The sequence below is a fragment of the Devosia sp. genome (assembly GCF_039927955.1).
Classification (GTDB): Bacteria; Pseudomonadota; Alphaproteobacteria; order Rhizobiales; family Devosiaceae; genus Devosia.
In genome coordinates, this window is record NZ_JBDSUA010000066.1 from 22542 (window position 1) to 45938 (window position 23397).

23 protein-coding genes, 1 tRNA gene and 2 pseudogenes are annotated in these 23397 nt (G+C 63.5%); 18 read left to right on the plus strand and 8 right to left on the minus strand.

Features of this window, described 5'->3' with window-relative positions:
• Nucleotides 1-2: 2 nt before the first annotated feature.
• From ABIT12_RS15965 to ABIT12_RS15975, 3 genes and pseudogenes are all read left to right on the plus strand, one after another.
• Entirely contained in the window at nt 3-605 is a 603-nt protein-coding gene (locus tag ABIT12_RS15965; protein WP_348041250.1) for an urea amidolyase associated protein UAAP2, read from the plus strand.
• Nucleotides 606-752: 147 nt separating this feature from the next.
• The gene (locus ABIT12_RS15970) at nt 753-4274 is read left to right on the plus strand and encodes a 5-oxoprolinase/urea amidolyase family protein (RefSeq protein WP_348041252.1); all 3522 of its coding nucleotides are present in this window, start codon (nt 753-755) and stop codon (nt 4272-4274) included.
• Nucleotides 4275-4300: 26 nt separating this feature from the next.
• Nucleotides 4301-4699: pseudogene (locus tag ABIT12_RS15975) on the plus strand (allophanate hydrolase); the annotation flags it as partial.
• A gap of 143 nt (nt 4700-4842) precedes the next feature.
• Here the strand turns inward: ABIT12_RS15975 and ABIT12_RS15980 are convergent.
• Nucleotides 4843-5859 (minus strand): carbohydrate kinase family protein, encoded by a 1017-nt coding sequence (locus tag ABIT12_RS15980; RefSeq protein WP_348063375.1) that lies wholly within the window; start codon nt 5857-5859, stop codon nt 4843-4845.
• Between the two features lie 179 nt (nt 5860-6038).
• On the opposite strand from ABIT12_RS15980, the gene ABIT12_RS15985 reads away from it, so the two are divergent.
• From ABIT12_RS15985 to ABIT12_RS16010, 6 genes are all read left to right on the plus strand, one after another.
• The gene (locus ABIT12_RS15985; protein ID WP_348041292.1) at nt 6039-7187 is read left to right on the plus strand and encodes an ROK family transcriptional regulator; all 1149 of its coding nucleotides are present in this window, start codon (nt 6039-6041) and stop codon (nt 7185-7187) included.
• Nucleotides 7184-7957, plus strand: a complete 774-nt coding sequence (locus ABIT12_RS15990) for an ATP-binding cassette domain-containing protein (protein ID WP_348041256.1) — start codon at nt 7184-7186, stop codon at nt 7955-7957. Before ABIT12_RS15985 ends, ABIT12_RS15990 begins: the two co-directional genes overlap by 4 nt.
• 24 nt (nt 7958-7981) lie before the next feature.
• A complete protein-coding gene (locus ABIT12_RS15995; protein ID WP_348041258.1) occupies nt 7982-9010 on the plus strand; it encodes a sugar ABC transporter substrate-binding protein in 1029 nt (342 codons plus the stop codon).
• Nucleotides 9011-9071: 61 nt separating this feature from the next.
• Complete coding sequence (locus ABIT12_RS16000) at nt 9072-10067, plus strand: ABC transporter permease (protein WP_348041260.1); 996 nt, start codon at nt 9072-9074, stop codon at nt 10065-10067.
• Nucleotides 10064-10834 carry an SDR family NAD(P)-dependent oxidoreductase gene (locus ABIT12_RS16005; RefSeq protein ID WP_348041262.1) on the plus strand — a complete coding sequence of 257 codons (771 nt, stop codon included), beginning with the start codon at nt 10064-10066 and terminating at the stop codon, nt 10832-10834. Before ABIT12_RS16000 ends, ABIT12_RS16005 begins: the two co-directional genes overlap by 4 nt.
• A gap of 17 nt (nt 10835-10851) precedes the next feature.
• Nucleotides 10852-12039 (plus strand): DegT/DnrJ/EryC1/StrS family aminotransferase, encoded by a 1188-nt coding sequence (locus tag ABIT12_RS16010; protein WP_348041264.1) that lies wholly within the window; start codon nt 10852-10854, stop codon nt 12037-12039.
• 20 nt (nt 12040-12059) lie between these two features.
• On the opposite strand, the gene arsC is transcribed toward ABIT12_RS16010, so the two are convergent.
• Genes arsC through ABIT12_RS16030 form a run of 4 tightly spaced genes read right to left on the minus strand, consistent with a single transcriptional unit; the run spans nt 12060 to nt 14041 of the window.
• Nucleotides 12060-12482 (minus strand): arsenate reductase (glutaredoxin), encoded by a 423-nt coding sequence (gene arsC, locus ABIT12_RS16015; RefSeq protein WP_348041266.1) that lies wholly within the window; start codon nt 12480-12482, stop codon nt 12060-12062.
• Nucleotides 12479-13162: an MIP/aquaporin family protein gene (locus ABIT12_RS16020; protein ID WP_348041268.1), complete on the minus strand. Its 684-nt coding sequence runs from the start codon at nt 13160-13162 to the stop codon at nt 12479-12481. Before ABIT12_RS16020 ends, arsC begins: the two co-directional genes overlap by 4 nt.
• Entirely contained in the window at nt 13159-13686 is a 528-nt protein-coding gene (locus ABIT12_RS16025; protein WP_348041270.1) for an arsenate reductase ArsC, read from the minus strand. Before ABIT12_RS16025 ends, ABIT12_RS16020 begins: the two co-directional genes overlap by 4 nt.
• Nucleotides 13679-14041 (minus strand): metalloregulator ArsR/SmtB family transcription factor, encoded by a 363-nt coding sequence (locus ABIT12_RS16030; RefSeq protein ID WP_348041272.1) that lies wholly within the window; start codon nt 14039-14041, stop codon nt 13679-13681. Before ABIT12_RS16030 ends, ABIT12_RS16025 begins: the two co-directional genes overlap by 8 nt.
• A gap of 46 nt (nt 14042-14087) precedes the next feature.
• On the opposite strand from ABIT12_RS16030, the gene ABIT12_RS16035 reads away from it, so the two are divergent.
• Both ABIT12_RS16035 and arsK read left to right on the plus strand, forming a co-directional pair.
• Complete coding sequence (locus ABIT12_RS16035; protein WP_348041274.1) at nt 14088-14615, plus strand: DUF6428 family protein; 528 nt, start codon at nt 14088-14090, stop codon at nt 14613-14615.
• The gene (arsK, locus tag ABIT12_RS16040) at nt 14612-15847 is read left to right on the plus strand and encodes an arsenite efflux MFS transporter ArsK (RefSeq protein ID WP_348041276.1); all 1236 of its coding nucleotides are present in this window, start codon (nt 14612-14614) and stop codon (nt 15845-15847) included. The genes ABIT12_RS16035 and arsK overlap by 4 nt, the downstream gene beginning before the upstream one ends.
• On the opposite strand, the gene ABIT12_RS16045 is transcribed toward arsK, so the two are convergent.
• Together ABIT12_RS16045 and ABIT12_RS16050 are read right to left on the minus strand one after the other, a co-directional pair.
• Nucleotides 15812-16249, minus strand: coding sequence for an SRPBCC domain-containing protein (locus ABIT12_RS16045; protein ID WP_348041278.1), 438 nt, complete (start codon nt 16247-16249; stop codon nt 15812-15814). The two genes, arsK and ABIT12_RS16045, sit on opposite strands and share 36 nt — an antisense overlap.
• A gap of 69 nt (nt 16250-16318) precedes the next feature.
• Nucleotides 16319-17176 (minus strand): alpha/beta hydrolase, encoded by an 858-nt coding sequence (locus ABIT12_RS16050; protein WP_348041280.1) that lies wholly within the window; start codon nt 17174-17176, stop codon nt 16319-16321.
• A 125-nt stretch (nt 17177-17301) separates the two neighbouring features.
• Here ABIT12_RS16050 and ABIT12_RS16055 point away from each other — a divergent pair, with 125 nt between their 5' ends.
• Nucleotides 17302-18204, plus strand: a complete 903-nt coding sequence (locus tag ABIT12_RS16055; RefSeq protein ID WP_348041282.1) for a LysR family transcriptional regulator — start codon at nt 17302-17304, stop codon at nt 18202-18204.
• A 57-nt stretch (nt 18205-18261) separates the two neighbouring features.
• On the opposite strand, the gene ABIT12_RS16060 is transcribed toward ABIT12_RS16055, so the two are convergent.
• Nucleotides 18262-18336: transfer RNA gene (locus ABIT12_RS16060), tRNA-Thr, on the minus strand.
• Between the two features lie 187 nt (nt 18337-18523).
• On the opposite strand from ABIT12_RS16060, the gene ABIT12_RS16065 reads away from it, so the two are divergent.
• The 6 genes and pseudogenes from ABIT12_RS16065 to ABIT12_RS16090 all read left to right on the plus strand — a co-directional run.
• Nucleotides 18524-18679 (plus strand): hypothetical protein, encoded by a 156-nt coding sequence (locus ABIT12_RS16065; protein WP_348041284.1) that lies wholly within the window; start codon nt 18524-18526, stop codon nt 18677-18679.
• 135 nt (nt 18680-18814) lie between these two features.
• A complete protein-coding gene (gene murA / locus ABIT12_RS16070) occupies nt 18815-20107 on the plus strand; it encodes a UDP-N-acetylglucosamine 1-carboxyvinyltransferase (protein ID WP_348041286.1) in 1293 nt (430 codons plus the stop codon).
• Between the two features lie 600 nt (nt 20108-20707).
• Complete coding sequence (locus ABIT12_RS16075; protein WP_348041288.1) at nt 20708-21142, plus strand: DUF2948 family protein; 435 nt, start codon at nt 20708-20710, stop codon at nt 21140-21142.
• A gap of 18 nt (nt 21143-21160) precedes the next feature.
• Nucleotides 21161-22453 carry a histidinol dehydrogenase gene (gene hisD / locus ABIT12_RS16080; protein WP_348041290.1) on the plus strand — a complete coding sequence of 431 codons (1293 nt, stop codon included), beginning with the start codon at nt 21161-21163 and terminating at the stop codon, nt 22451-22453.
• Between the two features lie 5 nt (nt 22454-22458).
• Nucleotides 22459-22938 (plus strand): annotated as a pseudogene (locus tag ABIT12_RS16085) (UPF0262 family protein); the annotation flags it as partial.
• A 48-nt stretch (nt 22939-22986) separates the two neighbouring features.
• Nucleotides 22987-23397, plus strand: a 411-nt coding sequence (locus ABIT12_RS16090; protein WP_348041294.1) for an arsenate reductase ArsC, incomplete at its 3' end; no start/stop codon positions are given.

Below are 23397 nucleotides of genomic sequence, written 5' to 3' on the forward strand. Positions count from 1 at the left end.
ACATGGATTATCTCGTTCCCGCCGAAAAGCCCTGGTCCGGCATTGTCCGCAAGGGCCAGACCATCCGCATTATCGACAGCGAAGGCCAGCAGGCCGTCGATACACTGTTCTACAAGGCCGACGATTTCTCCGAGCGCTATAGCGGGCAGGACACATTGCGCGTCAATGGCAATGCCTATGTCGGGCTGGGCACCAAGATCGTCTCCAGCGAAGGCAATGTGATGTTGACTGTCACCGCCGATAGCTGCGGCCGCCACGACACCTCGGCGGGCGCCTGCTCGTGCGAAAGCAACACCGTCCGCTTCGGGCACGACACCAGATACCTGCATGCCTGCCGCGACAATTTCCTGCTAGAAGTCACCAAACACGGCATGTCCAAGCGCGACATCGTCCCCAACATCAATTTCTTCATGAACGTGCCGATCCAGCCCAGCGGCCAGATGACCATCGTCGATGGCCTGTCGGCGCCGGGCGACCATGTCGAACTGCTGGCAGAAATGGATGTGCTCTGCGTCATCTCCAATTGCCCGCAGGTCAACAACCCCTGCAATGGCTTCAACCCGACGCCAATCCGCGTGGTGATCTCGGGTGGTCCGAATGTTTGATCATCCGGACTGTCAGTCGACACCCTCCCGCTTGTGGGGAGGGATCAAGGGAGGGGGTGAGTCACGAACTCCGCACTCCTGGCCTCACCCCTCCCTAACCCTCCCCATCAAGGGGAGGGTATCTCTCCGCGCGCGTGGCGAAATTTGATGTTCACCAAAGTCCTCATCGCCAATCGCGGCGAAATCGCCGTGCGCATCATCAAGACTTTGCGCCGGATGGGCATTGCCAGCGTCGCCGTCTATTCGGACGCCGACCGCTTCACCAGGGCCGTCCAACTCGCCGATGAAGCCATCCGCCTCGGCCCCGCACCCGCCGCCGAGAGCTATCTGAACGTCGATGCGGTCATTGCTGCCTGCAAGGCGACCGGCGCGCAAGCTGTCCATCCCGGCTATGGCTTCCTGTCTGAAAATATCGGCTTTGCGCAGCGCCTTGCCGAAGCCGGCATCGTCTTTATCGGCCCGACGCCCGCCAATATCGAGGCCTTTGGCCTCAAGCACACGGCACGCGAGCTGGCCAAATCCAGCGGCGTACCACTGCTGCCCGGCACTGGGCTGCTGACCGATGCCGGCGAAGCGCTGACCGCCGCGCAAACCGTCGGCTATCCGGTCATGCTCAAGAGCACGGCTGGTGGCGGCGGTATCGGCATGCAGCTGTGTGCCGACGCAGCAGCGCTCTCTGCCGCCTTCGACAGCGTGCAGCGCACCGCCACCGCCAGCTTTGGCGACGCCCGTGTCTATATCGAGCGCTTCGTCTCCGACGCCCGCCATGTCGAAGTGCAAATCTTTGGCGACGGCAAGGGCAAGGTCATCGCGCTGGGCGAACGCGACTGCTCGCTGCAGCGCCGCAACCAGAAGGTGGTCGAGGAAACCCCGGCGCCGGGCCTCTCCGACGCCGTTCGCGCCCGCCTGCACAAGGCTGCCACCGATCTTGGTTCGGCGGTAAGCTACGCCTCCGCAGGCACCGTCGAGTTCATCTACGATCCCGTGCGCGAGGATTTCTATTTCCTCGAGGTCAACACCCGCCTGCAGGTCGAGCATCCGGTCACTGAAGCCGTGTTCGATATCGACCTTGTCGAGTGGATGATCCGCCAGGCCGCGGGGGAAGACCCCATCGCCATGGCCGGACCGCTGACCCCGCATGGCGCGGCTATTGAGGTCCGGCTCTACGCCGAAATCCCGCATGCCAATTTCCGCCCCAGCGCTGGCCTGCTGACCGAGGTGAAATTCCCCGACCATATCCGCGTCGATGGCTGGATCGAAACCGGCACCGAGGTCACCACCTGGTACGATCCAATGCTGGCCAAGCTGATCGTTGCCGGGATTGATCGCCCCACCGCCATCGCCAACCTGCGCACGGCGCTTAAGGCCACCGCGATCTCCGGCATCGAAACCAATCTGGCCTACCTCCGCGCCATCGCCGGCTCGGACCTGCTGGCCAGCGGCCAGGTGGCCACCACCGCGCTCAAGGATTTCGTCTTCATCCCCGATGTGGTCGAAGTGTTGTCGCCCGGCGCGCAGTCCAGCCTTCAGGAACTGCCCGGGCGCCTCGGGCTCTGGCATGTCGGCGTGCCGCCCAGTGGCCCGATGGATGAACGCAGTTTCCGCCACGCCAACCGGCTGGTGGGCAATGCCGATACCACTGCTGCGCTCGAACTGACCGTCGGCGGCCCGACCTTGCGCTTCCACGCCCCGGTCACGGTCGCGCTCTCCGGTGCCGCCATGCCGATGAAGCTCGATGGCGTTGTGGTGGCCCACAATGCCCCCATCGCCATCACCGCCGGACAGACCCTCAGCATCGGCGCGGTCGATGGGGCAGGGCAGCGCAGCTATCTCGCCGTCGCCGGAGGCTTCGCCGCCCCCGTCGTCCTCGGCTCCCGTGCCACCTTCGGCCTTGGGCAGTTCGGCGGCCATGCCACCGGCACGCTCAAGGCGGGACAGGTGCTGCACCTTGCTCGTACGCCGCAGAAAGCCGTTCAGGCCGCGGACGCGCCCGCGCCGCTGGCTCGCCACTGGGATGTCGGCGTCCTCTACGGCCCGCATGGCGCGCCGGACTTTTTCCTTGATGGCGATATCGAAACCCTGTTCGCCACCGATTACGAAGTGCATTTCAACAGCGCCCGCACCGGCGTGCGCCTGATCGGTCCGGCGCCCAAATGGGCCCGCACCGATGGTGGCGAGGCGGGCCTGCATCCATCCAACCTGCACGACAATGCCTATGCCGTCGGCGCCATCGATTTCACCGGTGACATGCCGATCATCCTCGGTCCCGATGGTCCGAGCCTGGGTGGTTTCGTTTGCCCGGCCGTAATCGCCCGCGACGACCTCTGGAAGATGGGCCAGTTCAAGCCCGGCGATACCATCCGCTTCAAGCCGGTCATTCGCCCCGACGATCCGGTTGCCGGTCCCGCCATCAAGTCCGGATCGGCTATTCTGGGCGGCCGCGATGATGGCCCGGTGCAGGTGGTCTACCGCCGGCAGGGCGACGATAACCTGCTGGTCGAATACGGCCCGATGACGCTCGATATCGCCCTGCGCCTGCGCGTGCATCTGCTGGAACAGGCGGTGCGCGCTTCCAGCGTGCGCGGCATCATCGACCTGACGCCGGGCATCCGCTCGCTGCAAATCCATTACGACAGCACCATGCTCTCGCGCCCGACGCTGCTGGCTCTGCTGGGCGAGATCGAAGCCGGCCTCGCCCCCGCTGAAGATGTGGTGGTGCCCAGCCGCATCGTGCATCTGCCGTTATCGTGGAACGATCCCGATATCCAGCTCGCCATGCGCAAGTATCAGGAACTGGTGCGCCCCAACGCGCCCTGGTGCCCGGACAATATCGAGTTCATCCGCCGCATCAACGGGCTCGACAGCATCGAGGCGGTCAAGCGCACCATCTTTGACGCCAGCTATCTGGTGCTGGGGCTGGGCGACGTCTATCTCGGCGCCCCCGTGGCGACCCCAATGGACCCGCGCCACCGCCTCGTCACCACCAAATACAACCCCGCTCGGACGTGGACGCCGGAAAACGCCGTCGGCATCGGCGGCGCCTATATGTGCGTCTATGGCATGGAAGGGCCGGGCGGTTATCAGCTGTTCGGCCGCACCATCCAGGTCTGGAACACCTGGCGCTCGACGCCCGCCTTCGAACCCGGCAAGCCGTGGCTGCTCAACTTCTTTGACCAGATCCGCTTCTTCCCGGTCAGCCACGAAGAACTCACCGAAGCCCGCGCCGCCTTTCCCCATGGCGGCTATCCGATCCGCATTGAGCAGACGCAGTTCTCCTATGCCGACTACGCTCACGAGCTTAGCCGAAACGTCGATAGCATCGCGGCCTTCAAGACCACCCAGCAGGCGGCATTCGACGCCGAACGCACCCGCTGGCAGATCGAAGGTCTCGATAGTTTCGTCGCCGATGACGCCGGCAATGGCGCCATCGAGGGCGATGTGCCTGCGGGATGCTTTGGTGTTGCCTCCAGCGTGCCCGGCAATATCTGGAAAATCCTCGTCGAGGACGGCGCCTCGGTTGCCGAGGGCGACGCCGTCGCCATCATCGAATCCATGAAAATGGAAATCACCGTCACCGCCCATGCGGCCGGGCGGGTGCGCGAAGTGCGCGCCGCTCCGGGAAGAAACGTCAAAACCGGCGATGTTGTCGTCGTGCTGGAGGAAATCTGATCATGCCCACCGATCTCGCACCGCTGCCCGATACGTTCATTCCCATCGTCGTCGTCGGAGCGCACCTCACCGGCATGCCACTCAATGGCGAGCTGACGGGTCCGGGCGGCCAGTTGGTCAAGCAGTGCCGCACCGGCGCCGACTACCGCCTGTTTGCCCTGCCCAATACCGTGCCGCCCAAGCCCGGCCTGATCCGCCAGCCCGGCTTCGACGGACCGGGTCTTGCCGTCGAAGTCTGGGCCCTGCCGCCCGACGCCTTTGGCGCGTTCGTTGCCCGCATTCCGGCCCCGCTCGGCATCGGCAAGATCACCCTCGATGATGGCACTGCAGTATCCGGTTTCCTGTGCGAAGCCCACGCCGTCGCCAGTGCCGAGGACATTACCCACCATGGCGGCTGGCGCGCCTTCATCGCCTCGCGCAATTAGGAGGGACACCATGTCAAAATGGCTCAAGCGCCTTCAGATCCTGCTGGCACAAGGCTTTGTTGCCCGCACGGAAGCCATCGCCAGATGGCGTCAGAGAGGATAGTTCGACACAGGACCGAGCGTCAGCAGCGGCGGCGCTTCTCCTATCGCGAGGCCTGGTTTTGCTCGACCACCCCGGCCAGCGCAGCGGCGGTGATTGGCCCCAAGAGACCGATCTTGGCGCGAGCGGCGGCAAAGCCCAGCTGGGCGGCTTCGGCCATGATGTCACCGCGGCCCCGCCAGGCCCATAACAACGCGCCAGTGAAAGTATCGCCGGCGCCAACGGCATCGACGACTTCGATCACGGCATATCTGTCAGCCAACGGAACGGCCTCCGCCAGGACGCCGCTTTCCGTGCCGTAATACAAGGTCGCCCCCTCGTGGCTGCGCGCCACGACAGTCCAGCCGGGTGGCGCGAGCAGCTTTCCCAGTCCCTCGATGCCGCCATCAGCGCACAGGATCGCCAGTTCCTCGGCATTGGCATGGAGCAACTGGCATTGGGCCAGCAGCGCGCGGATCGAGGGCAGCTCCGGTCGCGCCCACAACACGCCGGGATCGAGCGAAACCACCAGGTCCGGGTTGCGGTCGCGGGCCAGCGCCAAAATTCTGGCCAGCAGGTCAGGCACGTCGGGATCAAGAAACGAGGTCAGGTGGACCAGATTGCACCGCGCAAACCCCGCGGCCAGCGCCTCGCCACGCTCACGCAGCAGGTCGCCGATTTCCACATTGGCGCCGGCTGCCGTGAGCAGCGTGCGGCCATGGGGCTCCACCAAGGCCAGGCACGTCGCCGGTGGTCGCGGGCTGAGGGCAATGTCGGCGGTACCAAATCCCAGTCGCTTGAGTTGATCCAGGTGCGGTGCTGCCGAACCGGCGCTGCCTGCCAGCCCGAAAAACTCCAGCTCCGCCAATGGCCTGCCTGCGTTCAACAGCCCCGCCACCCGTGCCGCGTTAAACGCCGATCCGCCCAGGAAGACCTGCGCCCCGGCAGCTTCGAGCGCGCTCATGCCGCGGGCCGCACTCGCATCATCGATGGCAGTTTCGAGCAGTAGCGGTGCGGCGATGCCCAATCGGGCAAGCAGGTCCGCCGGGTCACTCGTGCCGTAAACGACGTCGCAATTCATGGCGCCAAAAAAGCCGATACGAGGCAATGCGGGAACTTTCTCTGTCTGCTTTCGGCCGACCATAACGTCAATTGCATCGACGGCAAACGGTCAGGACCGGAAGGTCAAAATCGATTTCTGAAAACCATTTGACTAAATAAAAAATGGGTGCAACCTTTACCGTGATCGGGGGATTGGCATTGGCGTTGAAGGGCACAAATCAGGAGTTGGGGCGACCGTTCAATCGGCGCATCGTGCTTGAAGCCATTCGGCTGCAAGGCCCGATCGCCCGCAATGACATTGCCCGTCGGGTCGGTCTCACCGTGCAGACGGTATCCACCATCGTGCGTGAACTCGAAGATGACGGTTTCATTCTGTCGACCCGTGAGCGCCCCAAAGGGCGCGGCGTGCCGCCGACCAGTCTCGAAATCAATCCGGTCGGTGGCTTTGCAATTGGCGTGCAGATCAACCCGCTCGCTATCCAGGCAGCGTTGATCAATCTGTCCGGCACGGTCATCGCCCAGATGGAGCAGGCGGTCGAGCGGGTAACGCCCGACGCGGCCTTCGACATCGTCGCCAGCCTGGTTGCGGCGCTCAAAGCCGATCAACCCGACCGGCGCATCCTCGGCGTCGGGCTGGCCTTGCCTGGTCCATTTGGCGTGGAGTCAATGAGCTTTGTCGGTCCGACCACGCTTGCCGGCTGGCAAGGCGTTGACATCCGCAATCGGCTCGAAGCCGTCACCGACCTGCCGGTGTTTCTGGAAACCGATATGGCCGCTGCCGCGCTGGGCGAGCAGCTTTACGGCTATGGCACCGAACTCAAGGAATATTACTTCCTGTTCTTCGGCGTCGGCCTCGGCGGAGCCATGGTCCACGACGGCGCGGTGCTGCGCGGTAATTGGGGCAATGCCGGTGAACTCGGCCACATCACTGCAGTGCCCGATGGCGAACTCTGCCCCTGCGGCAATCGCGGCTGCCTTGAACGCTACGTCTCGCTCGACGCGCTGCTGCGACGCGGCATTCCAGAACTCGATTGGGTGCGTGAAATCACCCCGATCTTTGCCCGCGCTATTCGCACCATTGAAAATCTGTTCGATCCGCAGGCGGTGGTGCTGGGCGGACTGGCCTCTGAGTCAGTGCTGGCCGGGCTTGCCGCCGCTGCCGAACAACTGGGCAATTCCATCGCCACCCGCAAGGACCGCACCGTGCCGCGCATCATCGTCGCCCGCGGCGGCAATTCCGTGCTGCGCGGCGCGGCAGCCCTTGCAGTTCATGGCGCGCTCTCCCCGCATGGCGGGCAAATGTTTGCCGACACACCCACAGATAGCCAAGAAGAGGTAATGGGATGAGCGATCCGCTCCTGGTTCTGAACGGTATCAAGAAGAACTATGGAGCGATCGAGGCCCTCAAGGGCGTCAGTTTCTCCGTCGACAAGGGCGAGGTGGTGGCGCTGTTGGGCGATAACGGCGCCGGCAAATCCACCTTGGTCAAGATCATTGCCGGCGGGCAGGAAGCCAGCTCCGGGCAAATGCACTTTGACGGCAAGCCTTACCAGGCCCGCACCCCCGCCGAGGGCAAGGCTGCCGGGATCGAGACGGTCTATCAGGACCTCTCGCTCTGCACCAATGTCGATGTTGTCGCCAATTTCTTCATGGGCCGCGAACTGACGCGGAAAATCCTCGGCATACCGGTGCTCGACGAAAAGGCCATGGAAGTCGAAGTCGCCAAGGCCCTGGCCAGCGCCGGTACGCGCATCCCGTCGCTGCGCACCAATGTCGAGCATCTGTCGGGCGGGCAGCGTCAGGCCATCGAGCTCAATCGCTTCGTGCATTGGGGCGGCAAGCTGGTGGTGCTGGACGAACCGTTCGCAGCGCTCGGGGTCGAACAGACTCGCCGCGGCCTCGACATGATCCGCCACGTCGCCAATCAGGGCATTGGCGTCATCATCATCACCCACATCATGCAGCAGGCCTTTCAGGTGGCGGACCGCCTGGTGGTGATCCGCCAGGGCGTGGTCGCGGGCGATGTCAAAACCAAGGAAACCACCCCCGATGCGGTGATCAGGCTGATCACCGGGGAAATGGCTGCCGGTGCCGGACCGTCAAGCCAGCCGCATTAGCGTCCGGCAACAGGAGAGACCCGCATGAAACGATTATTGCTTGCCATACTCGCGTGTATTGCCTTCCTGGCGCCTGCCTATGCCCAGTCAAAAGGCATTGTCTATTACATGGTCCCCACACTGCTTGATGAATTCCAGACTGGCTCCGTGAGCGCGTTGGAGCTGTTCATCAAACAGGCCGGCTACGAGGTCAAAACCCTCAATGCCGACAACAAGACCGAGACCCAGCAGTCGCAGATGAACGACGTCATCGCCCTCAAGCCGGCGGCGATCGTTTTGGCCGCGGTGGATTTCAATGCCCTCAAGCCCTCGATCGAGGCGGCGCGGGCAGCCGGCATTCCAGTGGTGGAATTTGACCGCCAGATCACCTCGACCATGTCGGACTTCACCTCGGTGGCCGGCACCATCGAGATTGGTTATGTGGCGGCCGAACAGGCCCAGAAGCTGCTGACGGCCAAATATGGCTCGGTCAAAGGCAAGATCCTGCAGGTGCTGGGCGATCCCGGCGATCCTTACACCCTCGATATCCAGAAGGGCTTTGAGGAAAAGATGGCAGCGTTCCCGGAGGTCACCATCATCTCCAAGCCTGCCATGCAGTGGGAAGCAGCCAATGCCGGCACCATCGTGTCCGACAGCATTGTCGCCAATCCAGATATCGACCTGATCTTCAGCCACGCCGCCCACCTGTCCGTTGCCGCCGTCGCGGCGCTGGAATCAGCCGGCAAGCAGCCGGGCGATGTGATGATGATGAGCTCGAACGGCGCGCCAGTTGGTCTTGATCTGATCCGCAAGGGTTGGCTCAATGTCGAAGTCGAACAGCCCCTTTATGCCCAGGCTGCCGCCGTTGCCATGTTCATGGACAAGATCGTCAAGCACGAAGAGATCAAGGCCGGCGACTACGACGTGCTCGGCCTCAAGGGCACCGTGACCATCGAAGCCTGGGGCCCCAACATCAAGGTTCCCGGCGCTGCGATCACCAAGGAAAACGTCGATGATCCGGCATTCTGGGGCAATCTGAAGCCACCGACCAGCTCGATTACCCTGGTTCCGTAACCCTGCGGTCATTCCTCCGGGCCTGCGGGCCCGGAGCCTCCTCAAACCTTCCGGATTTGCGATGACACCCCGCGCCCGCCGCTCCATCGAGTTCGCGCTCGACAACCTTGTCTGGTTGATGCTGATCCTCGTCCTGGCGATCTTTTCCGCCTTCGTGCCCAATTACTTCCAGCTCGGCATCTTCGCCAATATCATCGAGGCCTCCAGCGTTCTGGGCGTCATGTCGATCGGCCTGTCGCTGGTGATCATCGCCGGGCATATGGACCTGTCGGTGGAATCGGTGGCGGCGCTCTCAGCCATGGCCGTGGGCATACTGTTCTGCTCGGCCGGCATCGGTATTGGCTGGCAACTCAATCCCAGCTGGCTGGCAGTGCCGGTATCGCTTGCCGTTGCGCTCGGCGTTGGCGGCCTGATCGGGGCGTTCAACGGCTTCCTCATCGTCAAGATGAAGATGAACGCCTTCATCATCACCCTGGCCTCCTATATCTGGGTGCGGGGCCTAGTGGTGGCAGTGTCCGGCGGTCGTTCGGCGCAAGACCTTGAGCCATCGATCCGCTGGTTCGGCATTCAGCGCCTGCTCGGCCTGCCACTGACGGCGTGGCTCGCCATCGTCTGCTTCGTCGGCTTTTCCTTCCTGATGGCCAAGACGCCCTTCGGCCGGCATCTGAAAATGATCGGCGGCAACGAAACCGCCACCTATCGCGCCGGCATCAACGTCCCCAACATCCTGATCATTGCCTTCGTCTTGGCCGGTGCGATCGCGGGCCTCTCTGGCTGGCTGCTGACCGTGCGCACCTCGGGCGCCACCGCCAATCTGGGTGTGGGCCTGTTGTTCAACGCCTTCGCCGCAGTGGTGATCGGCGGTGTCAGCCTCAAGGGCGGCGTCGGCTCGCTCCCCGGCGTCTATGCCGGCGTGCTGCTGCTGTCCTCGATCAATACCGCCATCAACCTGATGGGCCTGCCGGCCAACTACACCCAGGTCATCCACGGCTTCCTGGTGCTGGCCGCCGTCATGCTCGACACATTCAAACAGAGCGTTCGCAAGAGGATCGCATGACTGCACGTTTACAAGACCGGGTTGCCCTGGTGATCGGCTCGTCCCGTGGCATCGGCAAGGGCATTGCGCAGCGCTTTGTCGAAGCGGGCGCCAAGCTCCTGCTCGGCGATGCCGACCTGGAGGAGGGCAGGGCGACCGCTGCCGGGATGGGCGCCATGTTCACGCCACTCAACGTGGCGAACTTCGCCGAAGTCGAAGCAGCCGTGGCGCTGGCGGTCAAAACCTATGGCCGGCTCGATATCATCGTCCAGAATGCCGGCATTTATCCCTGGCAGTTGATCGAGGATACCAGTGCCGACGATTGGGACCGCGTCATGGCCGTCAACCTGCGGGGCGCCTTCAACGCTGCCCGTGCCGCCGTGCCGGTGATGAAGGCGCAGGGATATGGCCGCATCCTCTACACATCCTCGATCACCGGGCCCCATGTCAGCAATCCGGGCCACGGCCACTATGCCGCCAGTAAAGCCGGCATCAATGGCTTCATTCGTGCCGCAGCGCTGGAATTTTCCACCTATGGGGTCACCGTCAATGGCGTCGAGCCAGGCAATATCCTGACCGAGGGCATTCAGGAACATCGCGGCGCCGAATATATCGCCAGCATGGAAGCCGCCATTCCGCTCGGCCGGCTGGGCAGTGTGCGCGATGTGGCCAATGCATTTTTGTATCTGGCCTCCGATGAAGCCAGCTACGTTACCGGCACCACCATTGTGGTGGATGGTGGCCAATTGCTGCCGGAAGGGGCCGATTTCCGCATCACCCCGCCCTGATCGGCAGAAAGGCAGCGATGAACATCTACGAAAGCCTTGGCGTCAGGACCATCATCAACGCCAAGGGCACGGCCACAAGGCTGTCGGGCGGCAGGATGCGGCCCGAGATCGGTGAAGCGATGCTGGCGGCCTCGCAGCTCTGCGTCGATATCGCCGAACTGCAGGCTGCTGCCTCGCTCCAGATTGCTGCCGCCACCGGCGCCGAAGCCGGTTATGTGGCCTCCGGCGCCTCGGCCTGCCTGCTGCTGGCCGCTGCCGCCTGCATGGCCGGGCTGAACCCCGGACGCATGGCGCGATTACCCGATACCGGCGGCATGAACAGCCAGGTGATCATGGTGCGCAGCCAGCGCAATGGCTACGATCACGCCATCCGGGCGTCCGGCGCCAGCCTCATCGAGGTCGGCCTACCGGATCGCTTTGCCGGCGCCGGGGTCCGCGATGCCCAATCCTGGGAAATCGAAGACGCGATCACCGGGCAGACCGCCGCGATCTTTTACGTCGCCGACGAACAGGCCCAGCCGCCCCTGGCTGCTGTCACCGAAATCGCCCGCCGCCACGGCGTCCCGGTTATCGTCGATGCTGCCGCCCAACTGCCCCCCGCCAGCAATTTGCGCCGCTTTATCGCCGAAGGCGCCGATCTGGTCGCGTTTTCCGGTGGCAAGGTTTTGGGCGGCCCGCAGGCCAGCGGCTTTCTGTGCGGCCGCCGCGACCTGATCATGTCGGTAGCCCTGCAACACCTCGATCTCGACGTCTACGAGGACATGTGGGCACCGCCGCCTTCACTGATCGATCGTAGCCAACTGGTCGGCATGCCGCCCCACGGTATTGGGCGCTCGTGCAAGGCCGGCAAGGAAGAAATCGTCGGTCTGTTGGTAGCGCTCAAGCTGTTTCAATCGGAAACCGACGCTGGCCGACACGCCGCCTGGCTCGCTCGCCTGCAGCCAATCGAAGCTGCCGTGCGCGACAACGATAGGGTCAAAACCAGCATCGAGCACGCAGGCGACACCAGCAAGATCCCGCTGCTCACCGTCACGCTCGGCGATGGCGACATCCGCCAGCTCATCGGCGACCTGATCCACTTGACCCCGAGCATTCACGTCGATGCCGGCCGTCGCGACGCCAACATGCTGGCAATCAATCCGGTTTGTTTCTGGGACGAGGACATCCCGGCCATTATCGGCGGGCTCCACAATCAACTCCGCTGATCCATTGACGGCACGACGCGTCAGGCATGACGCTTGCCATCCGCGTCAATGATGACCTCGCCGTCTTCTTTGGTGAACGGGCCGATTTCGGGATTGGGCAGAATGTCCAGCACCAGCTCGGAGGGTCGGCAGAGCCGCACCCCTTTAGGCGTGACCACAAACGGGCGGTTGAGCAGGATCGGGTGCGCTTCGATCGCATCGAGCAGCGCCTCGTCATCGAGGTCAAGACTATCCAGACCCAGCTGGGCGTAGGGCGTGTCTTTCTGGCGAATAGCCTGCCGCAGCGTCATGCCGGCCGAACCGACCAAGTCCGCAACCTTTTGCCGGGACGGCGGGGTCTCAAGATACAGGATGACCTCCGGCTCCTCGCCGCTCTGGCGGATCATCGCCAGCGTATTGCGCGAGGTGCCGCAATCAGGGTTGTGGTAGATCGTGATGGTCATCGGGAGGTTTCCGTGGCGGGAGAAGTCTTGTTGCCAAGCAGCCAGCCCATCAGGGCGAGGCCCAGCACGGCACCGACGAGTTGGGCGATGATGAACCCGGGCAGGTCGAGGGGGCGGATGCCCGAGAACGTGTCGGTGAACGCTCGCGCGATCGCCACGGCCGGATTGGCAAACGACGTCGAAGCCGTAAACCAGTAGGCGGCAGTGATGTAGAGCCCGACGAGCCACGGGACGGCAGACCGCTGGAAGCGCAGCCCCGCCAGAATGACCACGATCAGGCCGAACGCCGCCACCCCTTCGGACAGCCATTGCGCCCCGCCGGTGCGGATCTTGGTCGACGCCTGCAGCAGGGGCACTGCGAACATGGCGTGGGCGAGAACAGTCCCGGCAATACCGCCAAGGATTTGCGCGCCGCCATAGACGGCCGCATCACGCGGCGCCAGTTCGCGGCGCAGCATAAATACCAACGACACGGCGGGATTGAAATGCGCCCCCGAAATCGGCCCGAGCGTTGTGATCAGCACCATCAGCATCGCCGCCGTGGCCAAGGTGTTGGCCAGCAGCATCAGCGCGATGTCCGTTGTCAGGCTTTGGGCCATGATACCGGAGCCGACCACCGTCGCCACCAGCAGGCCGGTGCCGAGAGCCTCGGCCGTCAGCCGGCGTGCCAGATCAGTCATGCCACGTGCGACGATTTGGTGGTGGTGCCGTCCATGGCGCCGATGCTTTCCAGCCTGGAATTGAGCGTCAGCCGGTCAAGGCTGGCCAGCGGCAGGTTGATGAAGGCGCCGATACGGTTGCGCAGGAAGCGCAGCGCATCCTCAAAGGCGGCGACCTGTTTGAATTCGGCACCACCGACAGCAGCGGGATCTTCGATGCCCCAATGTGCGGTCATCGGCTGGCCGGGCCAGATCGGGCAGGTTTCGCCGGCCGCGTTGTCGCAGACGGTGAAGACGAAATCCATTTTCGGTGCGTCGGCCGTGGCAAACTCGTCCCACGGCTTGGACCGCAGGCCGTCGGTGGAAATGCCGACCTTGTGCAGGGTTTCCAATGCCAGCGGATGCACCTGTCCCTTGGGCGCGCTACCGGCCGAGAAGCCGCGAAAGCGACCTTGCCCGACATGGTTGAGCACGGCCTCGCCCAGAATGGAGCGAGCGGAATTGCCCGTGCAGAGAAACAGGACGTTGTAAACGCGGTCAGACATGGGCGGGCTCCTTGGTTGCGGGGGTACAGCAGGCGGCCGCCGTGATGGCGGCCGGGGCACAAACTTCGGGACGGCCCTGGCAGCAGTCCTGCATCAAAAAGGCGACGAGGCCGGAAAGCCCGTCATAGTTGGCGCTGTAGATGATCGACCGCGCCGCGCGGCGGGACTGCACCAGGCCGGCACGTTCAAGGTGCGCCAGATGGAACGACGCGCTTGAAGACGAAGCGCCCACCGCTTCGCCGACCGCACCCGCCGCCAGCCCGTCCGGACCGGCGATCACCAGCGCCCGGACCATTTGTAGCCGCGTTTCCTGAGACAGCGCGCCAAACGCATCGAGGGCTTGCTTTTCTTCCATTGGCATTTCAATATCTCATCAATCGTTGAAATGAGGATAGCGTACCATGACCGCCCACGCCAGTGTTTTGTTACCTGCCGGGTTCGACAGCTCGCTTGCCAGCGTGCTGGCCAGCCTTGCGGCCCACGAGGATAAACCGCTGGTCATCGAATATGGTGGCCGCCACGTGCAACCTGGCTACCACGTCACCGAAGTGAAGGCGGCCTCTTTTGCTACGCTGGACTGTGGCGGCAACCCCGACGCGTGGCAGGAAACCATCCTGCAGGTCGAAGACATCCCGGCCATCGCGGGCCGCACATTTATGAGCGTGGGCAAATTTCGTGGGATTCTTGCCCAGGTCGACCGCAAGGTGCGGCTGGACGAGGACGCCCGCCTGACTTTTGAAATCGGCGTACCGGGCGTGCCCATGCAGGTGTTCGATGTCGCCGGGGTGTCGATCGACGGGGCCCATGCCGTCATCCGGCTTGGCGCCCGTGCCGCCATCTGCAAACCGCGCCACCGTGCTGCCCAGAAGCTCGAAACGGCTGCTTGTTGCGGCCCCTCCGCCACCGCCAGGTCGGTGTGCTGTGCGTGACACAAGGCAAGGTCCTCGGCCCAACGGCCCTCGTCTGGCTGTTGGGCGCCTCCCAGATCCTTGGCTACGGCACCCTCTATTATAGCTTTTCCATTCTGGCGGAGGACATGGCCGGGACTTTCGGTTGGCCGCTTTCGTGGCTCTACGGCAGCTTCTCGCTTGCCCTTCTGGCAGGTGGCCTTGTCGCCCCGCTGGTCGGCGGGCGTATCGACAGGCACGGCGGCGGGGCGGTCATGGCCCTGGGCTCGGTGATTTCTGCAGCCACGTTGCTTGCGGTTGCCTCCGCCCCCGATCCGTGGCTGTTTTCGGCCGCGCTGATCGCCATGCAGGCGGCCAGCTCACTTGTGCTCTATGATGCAGCCTTCGCCGTTTTGGTGCAGGCAACTGGTTCGGCCGCACGGTTGCGCATCACCCACCTGACCCTGATCGCTGGGTTTGCCTCGACCATCTTCTGGCCGCTTACCAGTTGGCTGCACGGTTTTTACGACTGGCGCGCGATCTTGTGCGGTTGCGCCCTGGTCAACCTCCTGGTGTGCCTGCCGATCCACCTGCTGATTGCGCGCCAACACCGCCGAACACTGCCTGGCTCCCCGAACGAGAAGTTGCTGCCGACGGTATTGCACAGCAACGGCATGGCGCCAGAGTTGCGGCGCCGCGTACTTGTGCTGGTCACGCTGGGCTTTGCCCTTGGCGGCTTCACCCTTTCCTCCGTACTCAGCCAGATGGTCCCCATGCTGTCCGCCCTTGGGCTGGGGGGCTCCGCCCTGGTGGTATCCACCCTGTTCGGCCCGGCCCAGGTGCTGGTGCGGCTGGCCAACATGCTGATCGGTCTGCAACGGCATCCCTTGCAGGCCACCCTGATCGCCACTGGCATCATGCCGATCGCCATCATCATTTTGCTGCTGACGGCGCCATTGGCGGCGGGGGCGGTCTTGTTCGCGGTCATGCTGGGTTTCAGTTCAGGACTCAAAAGCATCGTGCAGGGCACGCTGCCTCTTGCCCTGTTCGGCAGCGCTTCCTATGGCACACGGCTTGGATGGATGGCGCTTGCCCGGCAGGTCCTCGCGGCCGCAGCGCCGTTTGCGCTGGCCTGGCTCGCCGGCATGATCGGGCTGACCTGCGCACTAGCCGTGATAACAGCTGTCGCCGCTGTTGGCTTCCTGGCTTTTGTCGAGGTGGCGAGGAAGGCTCCGGTTTCAGGACCGCGGGCGGCTCTCGATCCTTCGCTTTAGCGCCTGATTGAACCCGTCATACCCATTGGCGCGACGTTTTTCGGTCTGCTTGAACAGGCCCTGGAGCGGCCAGACCAGCACGCCGGAGAAGGTTTCCACATTGTCGAGGTGGGTGGTGCCATCCGCATTGGCCGTCAGCACGAACGAATGCCGACCGCAGAAGATGAACGCGCGGATGATCATGGCCGCCCATTCGAGTTTCTCTTCGGGCGAAGCGGCCGTGACCGTGGACCCAAACGACATGCCAGGCATCTGCATGGCCAGCTTGGCGCCCAACCGGGGGCCGCCGTCGATTTTAGAGAAATTGCTCCATTCGCCGTAGGTGGCGAAGTCGGACAGGACATCCCAGACTTGCGACGGCGTGGCGTCAATGTCGATGGCGGTGGCGATAACGATGCTCATGATGCAAATCCAGAAATAGGGGTGGGGTGGTGCGCCAGGGTCCGGTGGCGCCTGCGGCGTTGAACGCCATTACGAAGTGGCGCGCGGGGTGACGACTTTGGAGCCGGAAGCCTGAAGACCATCGATGAAGGCGACGATGCGCGGTGCGACCAGATCGGGCATCTCGGCATGCGGGTAGTGTCCGGCACCGTTGACGATCATGGTCTCGGCGTTGAGCTTGCCCGCCAACATGCGCGCTTCTTCAACAGCATCGGCAAAGTCGGGGTCCCGGGTGCCCATCACCACCAGTGTCGGCACGGAGGTTTTGTCGAGGATGGCTGCAGTATCGGCCTTGGACAGCGAGAGCATGGCGAGCAAGGCATCCATGCGGCCCGCCTCTTTCAGGTTTTTGGTAATTGCCGCCTTAACCTGCGCGTGATCGGCCGGCTTATGGCTGGGGAACAGGCTGTCCCAGTACATGGTCCAAAAGCCGACGCGCCAGGGACCGGCAAAGCCGATCTTCAAGGCCAGTTTCTGTACAAGCGACGCTTCCAGATCACGCACGATTGGCCCCAGGAGTACGGCCCCATTGATCTGTTCGGGCGCATCTTGGGCAGCCCACAGCGCGGAACCAGCGGCGAACGAGTTGCCCAGGATCGTCGCAGGGCCGGCACCCAGGTGCTTGAGTACGGCAACGGCATCGCGGCCGACGGCACGCGCCGAGAAGTCGGTCCACTGCGCCGAGGTCTCGCCGAAGCCACGCGCATCCAAAGTGATGACGCGATAGCCTGCCTGCTGCAGGGCGGGCCGGATGAGGCGATATTCGGACCGCAGATCGCCCATGCCGGGGATCGCCAGGATTGCCGGGCCGTTGCCGCCGGTGTCTTCAAAAGCGATACGGCCGCCTTCATTGGAAATGAACTGGGTCTGGGTGCTGCTGGTGGTCATGATCTTACCTTCTCTTTGGCCTGCAGATCGATGGCCTTGCCGCGATCTGTGTTGTTGACCTCATCAAGGTAGCCGTCCTATTTTCGAATGGTAATTGAGCAAGATGGGATAACGTCGTTCCAAAAATGAATACCCTTGATTGGACCCTGCTGCGCTCCTTCCTTGCCGTGGTCGAAGGCGGCTCGCTGTCCAATGCTGCCAAGAGCATGGGCGCTACCCAGCCGACCTTGAGCCGGCACATCCGCGAACTGGAAACGGCGCTTGGCGTCATCCTCTTCACGCGTTCGGCACAGGGCCTGGACCCGACCAAGGCGGCGCTGGGGCTGGTGGACGATGCCAGGGCAATGGGTGCCGCCGCCGAGGCCCTGAACCTCAAGGCTCAGGGGCGCTCGCAGCAGTTGTTCGGCACGGTGCGGATCACGGCATCGGTCATCGTCGCCAATCTGATGCTGCCGCCCATTCTCGCCACGCTGCGGCAGGTGGAACCCAGCATACAGATCGAGATCGTGGCATCCGACGCCAACCAGAACCTGCTGCGGCGCGACGCCGACATCGCTATTCGCATGGCCGATCCGACGCAGAACGCGCTGATCGCGCGCAGGCTCGGCGATTCACCGATGGGCCTGTTTGCGACACGCGGATACTTTGATCGGCGCGGTCGTGTGGCCTCCCGGGAGGACCTGAAAAATCACGATCTCATCGGGCTTGATCGCAGCGACCTCCTGATCCGCGGATTTGCCGCCTATGGCATCAGCCTGACGCGCGAACAGTTTGCCCTGCGAACGGACGATGGCATGCTCACCTGGAACCTGTTGCTGGCGGGCGCTGGTGTCGGGATCGCGCAGGTCATCCTGGCCAAACGCCATAGCGAACTCGAGCAGGTCGACGCGGTGAGCGGCCTTGGCGCCTTGCCGGTCTGGCTGGTCATGAGCGAAGAAGTGCGCAGCAATGCCCGTATTCGTCGCGTCGCCGACTTCCTGTCGGAGGCAGTGGGTGGCCTGCTGCGGGGCCCGATCCAGTCCAGGTAGTCGGCCAACCCTCCGACCAGCGCGTCGAAGCTTATATTTAATATCAGGGACTTAGTCTGGTGCTGCCGGACAGGATTGAACTGTCGGCCTCCCCCTTACCAAGGGGGTGCTCTACCACTGAGCTACGGCAGCATCTGGAGCGCTGTCAGAAAAAGTGGATTCCACTTTTCGGTTCGACATCGCGACCGCTATAATGTTGTGCGGGGCGGCTGGCGTCCGGCAACGCGGCTCTACTGCCATAGGGTCAATCTCGACGCAAGGCCAAAAAGCGCTTACAGCCTGCTGGACTGGTTCTCCACAATTTGATCCTGACGGCGCGATGAGCAAATCCAATGAAGCCAAGGCCCGCGAGCAAAGATTAGCCGCAAAGCTGCGCGAGAACCTGCGTCGTCGCAAAGGGCAGGCAAAGGCGCGCGCCGATGCCGATCTGGCAGCGCCCGATTCCACGGAATCGGGACAGGGCAAGAAACCGTAAACCATATTGCGCCAAGCTGATTTGGCGCCGTCTGCCTTGAAGCAGGCGGACGAAGCATATACCTCACCAAGCGCAATTGGCGGCCACTGCGCCGCGCTTCGGGCCAGAACGGCCCACCAGTTTAGGATACCCGATATGGATCGCATTCGTTTGGTCGGCGGCAATGAACTCCGCGGCGAAATACCGATTTCCGGCGCCAAGAACGCGGCTTTGCCCCTGATGATCGCCTCGTTGCTGACCGACGAGCCGCTGATCCTGCAAAATGTACCGCGCCTCGCCGACGTCAAGCTGCTCGAACGCATCCTGGAAAACCACGGCGTCGACATTGCCGTGCATGGCCGTCGTCGTGGCGAACACGAAGGTGTGGGCCAGACCATGACCTTCCACGCCGCCGATATCGTCGATACCACGGCGCCCTATGAGCTGGTCTCCAAGATGCGCGCCAGTTTCTGGGTCATCGGCCCGCTGCTGGCGCGCGAACACGAATGTCGCGTCTCGCTGCCCGGCGGCTGCGCCATCGGCACAAGGCCAGTGGATTTTTTCATCTATGGGCTGGAACAGCTCGGCGCCACCATCGAGATCGATGAGGGCTATGTGGTGGCCAAGGCGCCCAAGGGCGGCCTGATCGGCGCGCTGGTGCATCTGCCCAAGGTGTCCGTCGGCGCCACCCACACCATCATGATGGCGGCAACGCTGGCGCGCGGCACTACGGTGATCGAAAACGCGGCGATGGAGCCCGAGATCGACAATGTCGCCAATTGCCTGATCGCCATGGGCGCCAGAATTTCCGGCATCGGCACCCGTACCATCACCATCGAAGGCGTCGAAAAGCTGCATGGCGCCACCATCGAGGTCATTCCCGACCGCATCGAAACCGGCACCTTTGCCATGGCCGTGGCCATGACCGGCGGCGATGTGCTGCTCAGTGGCGCCCGTCCCGAGCATTTGCAGAATGCGCTCGATATCCTTGGCCAGGTCGGTGCTTCGATCACCACCGAAGCCAACGGCATTCGCGTTCGTCGCAATGGCAATGGGCTGCAGGCGATCGATGTTGAAATCGATCCGTTCCCCGGCTTCCCCACCGATCTGCAGGCCCAGTTCATGGCGCTGATGACCCGCTCGACCGGCGTATCGCGGATTCGCGAAACCATTTTCGAGAACCGCTATATGCACGTCGCCGAACTGGCCCGCTTCGGCGCCGATATCAAGGTCGATGGTCAGGTCGCCACCGTCACCGGCAAGCCCACCCTCAAGGGTGCGCAAGTGATGGCAACCGACCTGCGCGCCTCGGTCTCGCTGGTCATCGCCGGCCTTGCCGCGCAGGGCGAAACCATCGTCAATCGCATCTATCACCTGGATCGCGGCTTCGAACGCCTCGAAGACAAACTCAGCCGCTGCGGCGCCGAGATCGAGCGTTTGGCGGGGTAGTTGGGCGCGGTAGCTGGATCGATACGAAAGAACCCCCTCCCTGGCCCTCCCCGCAAGGGGGAGGGTGAGTCCGGTGGAATTGGCAAGATGGTGCAACACGCTCCATGTCACCCTCCCCCTTGTGGGGAGGGAAGGGAGGGGGTGCCACCGCAACCACCAAACCCTCATCACCCACGACCTGAACGAACCTGCGCACCAACCGCAACAAATCCCCCTCCCACATCCCCCATGCCATACTGCCCGCATCAGTCTTGCCGGACGGTGTTGCAACGGCCAATGACAAGACGACTGCCGGGAGAGGAAAGGACCGTGCTTTCCTTGGGCGTATGGGCCATGAGCCTGGACAGCGCAAAGTCCGGCACTGCGCGTCATCGCCATAAAACCCGGCGTCCCGGGGCGTACGGTGTCTCACTACTAAATTATCATCGGGACGCCATGCGCCTCGGGACCCGTCCATCTCTCAAACCCGGAGGCCATCGCCGTCCGGCACTTCCGCACAGCCATCGCTAAGTCCGCATTGCCCCCATTCCGACAAACTTGTAGATCGGTCGGGGCGTGACCAGATATGCTCACCTCCATGAGAACAAGGCCGAAGTGACAATGACCGATCTCAAGCTGCTGGCGATGGACAGCGAAGACCTGCAAGTCATCTCCACTCATGTGCAGGACGCGGTGATCCGGGTCGGCGACATGGGCTATGCGCGCGGCGATCGCCGCTTTGCGCTGCTGATGAACCGCTTTGATTGGGAGAGCGGGGCAGGGCGCCGCGACAAGGGCCTGCGCAAGCGCGCCGCGCTGCATTTTGATGGCGTGCAGTCGGTCGCCACGGCCGGTATCGACACCAATGCCCATGATGGCGTGCTGGAACTGCTGGCCATCCATTTCGATCCCATCGATGGCCCGGCCGGCATCATCGAACTCAATTTTGCCGGTGGCGGCACGGTCAAGCTCGGCGTCGAATGCCTTGAAGCCCGCCTGGCCGATCTGGGCGCTGCCTGGGCCGCCACGGCCAAGCCTGCCCACGCTCTCGACTAATTCAGGAACTCCGCATTCATGCCGATCCGCCTCGATACCGCCGAGCCCGATTTTGAAAGCCGGTTTGTGGCCCTCTTGGGCTCCAAGCGCGAGGCCAGCCAGGAAGTGGGCGATATCGTTGCCGGCATCATCGCCGATGTGCAGGCGCGCGGCGACGCTGCCGTCGCCGAACTGACCAACAAGTTCGACAAGGCCGGCGTCACCGCCCAGACGCTCCGCTTTACCGAGGCAGAGATCGACGCTGCCGATCGTCGCGTCACCCCCGAAGTGCGCCGGGCGCTGCAATTCGCCCACGACCGCATTCGCGCCCATCATGAAAAGCAGAAGCCGGTCGACCAGATCTATACCGATCACCTCGGCGTCACGCTGGGCACCCGCTGGACCGCGCTCGATGCGGTCGGCATCTATGTGCCGGGCGGGCTGGCGTCCTATCCATCCTCGGTGCTGATGAACGCCGTGCCCGCCAAGGTTGCGGGCGTCGAGCGCATCGCCATGGCCGTGCCCACCCAGTCCGGCCAGCTCAGCGCCTCCATTCTCTGCGCCGCCAAGATCGCCGGGGTCACCGAAATTTACCGCATCGGCGGCGCCCAGGCGATTGCGGCCTTCGCTTATGGCACCGCCAGCATCGGCAAGGTCGACAAGGTCATCGGCCCCGGCAATGCCTTCGTCGCCGCCGCCAAGCGCCAGGTGTTCGGCACGGTCGGCATCGACATGATCGCCGGCCCCTCCGAAGTGCTGGTCATCGCCGATCAAAGCGCCAATCCGGCCTGGATCGCGGCTGACCTGATCGCGCAGGCCGAACATGGCGGCGGTGCCCAATCGATCCTCGTCACCACCGATGCCCGTATTGCCGATGCCACGGCGCGGCAGATGGACTACCAACTGTCCGAACTGCCGCGCGAAAACATCGCTCGCGATGGCTGGGAGGAGTTTGGCGCCATCATCCTCGTCGCCTCGATGGATGAAGCGGTGGTCCTGGCCAACCGCATTGCCTCCGAACACGTCGAACTGGCCGTCGATGATCCGCAGGCGCTGCTGCCGCGCATCCGCCATGCCGGCGCAATTTTCCTTGGCCACCACACCCCCGAAGCCATCGGCGATTATGTCGGCGGCTCCAACCATGTGCTGCCCACCGCCCGCTCGGCCCGCTTTGCCTCGGGCCTCGGCGTGCTGGATTTCGTCAAGCGTACCTCGATCCTCGGCTGCGATCCGACCGCGCTGGCAGCGCTCGCCGAAGCGGCAATCGTGCTGTCCGAAGTCGAGCAGCTCGATGGTCATGGCCGCTCCATTTCCATCCGGCTCAATCGGTAACGCCCATGGGTGAAACGGCTTTCCAGCCAAACGACCACCTCGTCACCGTGACGCTGGACCCGTCCACCATTACCTCAAGCGATCCCGATGTGGTCCATGAATGGCGCATTGCCATTTATGACTTGCTCGAAGACAACAAGTTTTCCCCCGCCCGGGTCGAAACCACCGGTCCCTACGCGCTGCACCTGTCGATCATCGGCAACTACATCGTGCTCGACGTGCGCGATCCGGGCGATTTCCGGCCGATCGCCGCGCACTACCTGTCGCTGACCCCGTTTCGCCGCCTGATCCGCGATTACTTTCGCATCCGCGACAGCTATTACGAAGCCATCCGCTCGGCCCAGCCCTACCAGATCGAAACCGTCGACATGGCCCGGCGCGGCCTGCACAACGAAGCAGCCGAACTGCTCCAGACCCGGCTCAATAACAAGCTGCACATGGATCACAATACCGCTCGGCGGCTGTTCACGCTGATCTGCGCCGTGCAGCCCTATGCCAGCCGTATCGATGAGAGCAAAAGCCAACTGCCCACCGTGCTGTTCGTCTGCTCGATGAATTCGGTGCGCTCGCCCATGGCCGCGGCGCTCGCCCGCCAATTGTTCCCCGGTCGCATCATTGCCCGCTCGGTGGGCGTCAATGGCGGCAAGGCCGATGGCTTCGTGCATGACGTGATGGAAGAAATCGGCATCGACATGTCGGTCCACACCCCCCACACGATGGACGAACTGGTCGCCAACCATTTCGACCTGATCGTTACCCTGTCGGAAGATGCGCCGGCCGCCGTCCGTCGCCGCGGCCTTGAAATGGGGGCCATGGAACATTGGCCCACCGATGATCCGTCGCTGGTCGAAGGCAATCGCGCCCATGTGCTCGATGCCTATCGGGCTCTGCGCGATGACCTGCGCAAGCGCGTCCGCACCAGGCTGGAGGCGCTGGTCGCCAGC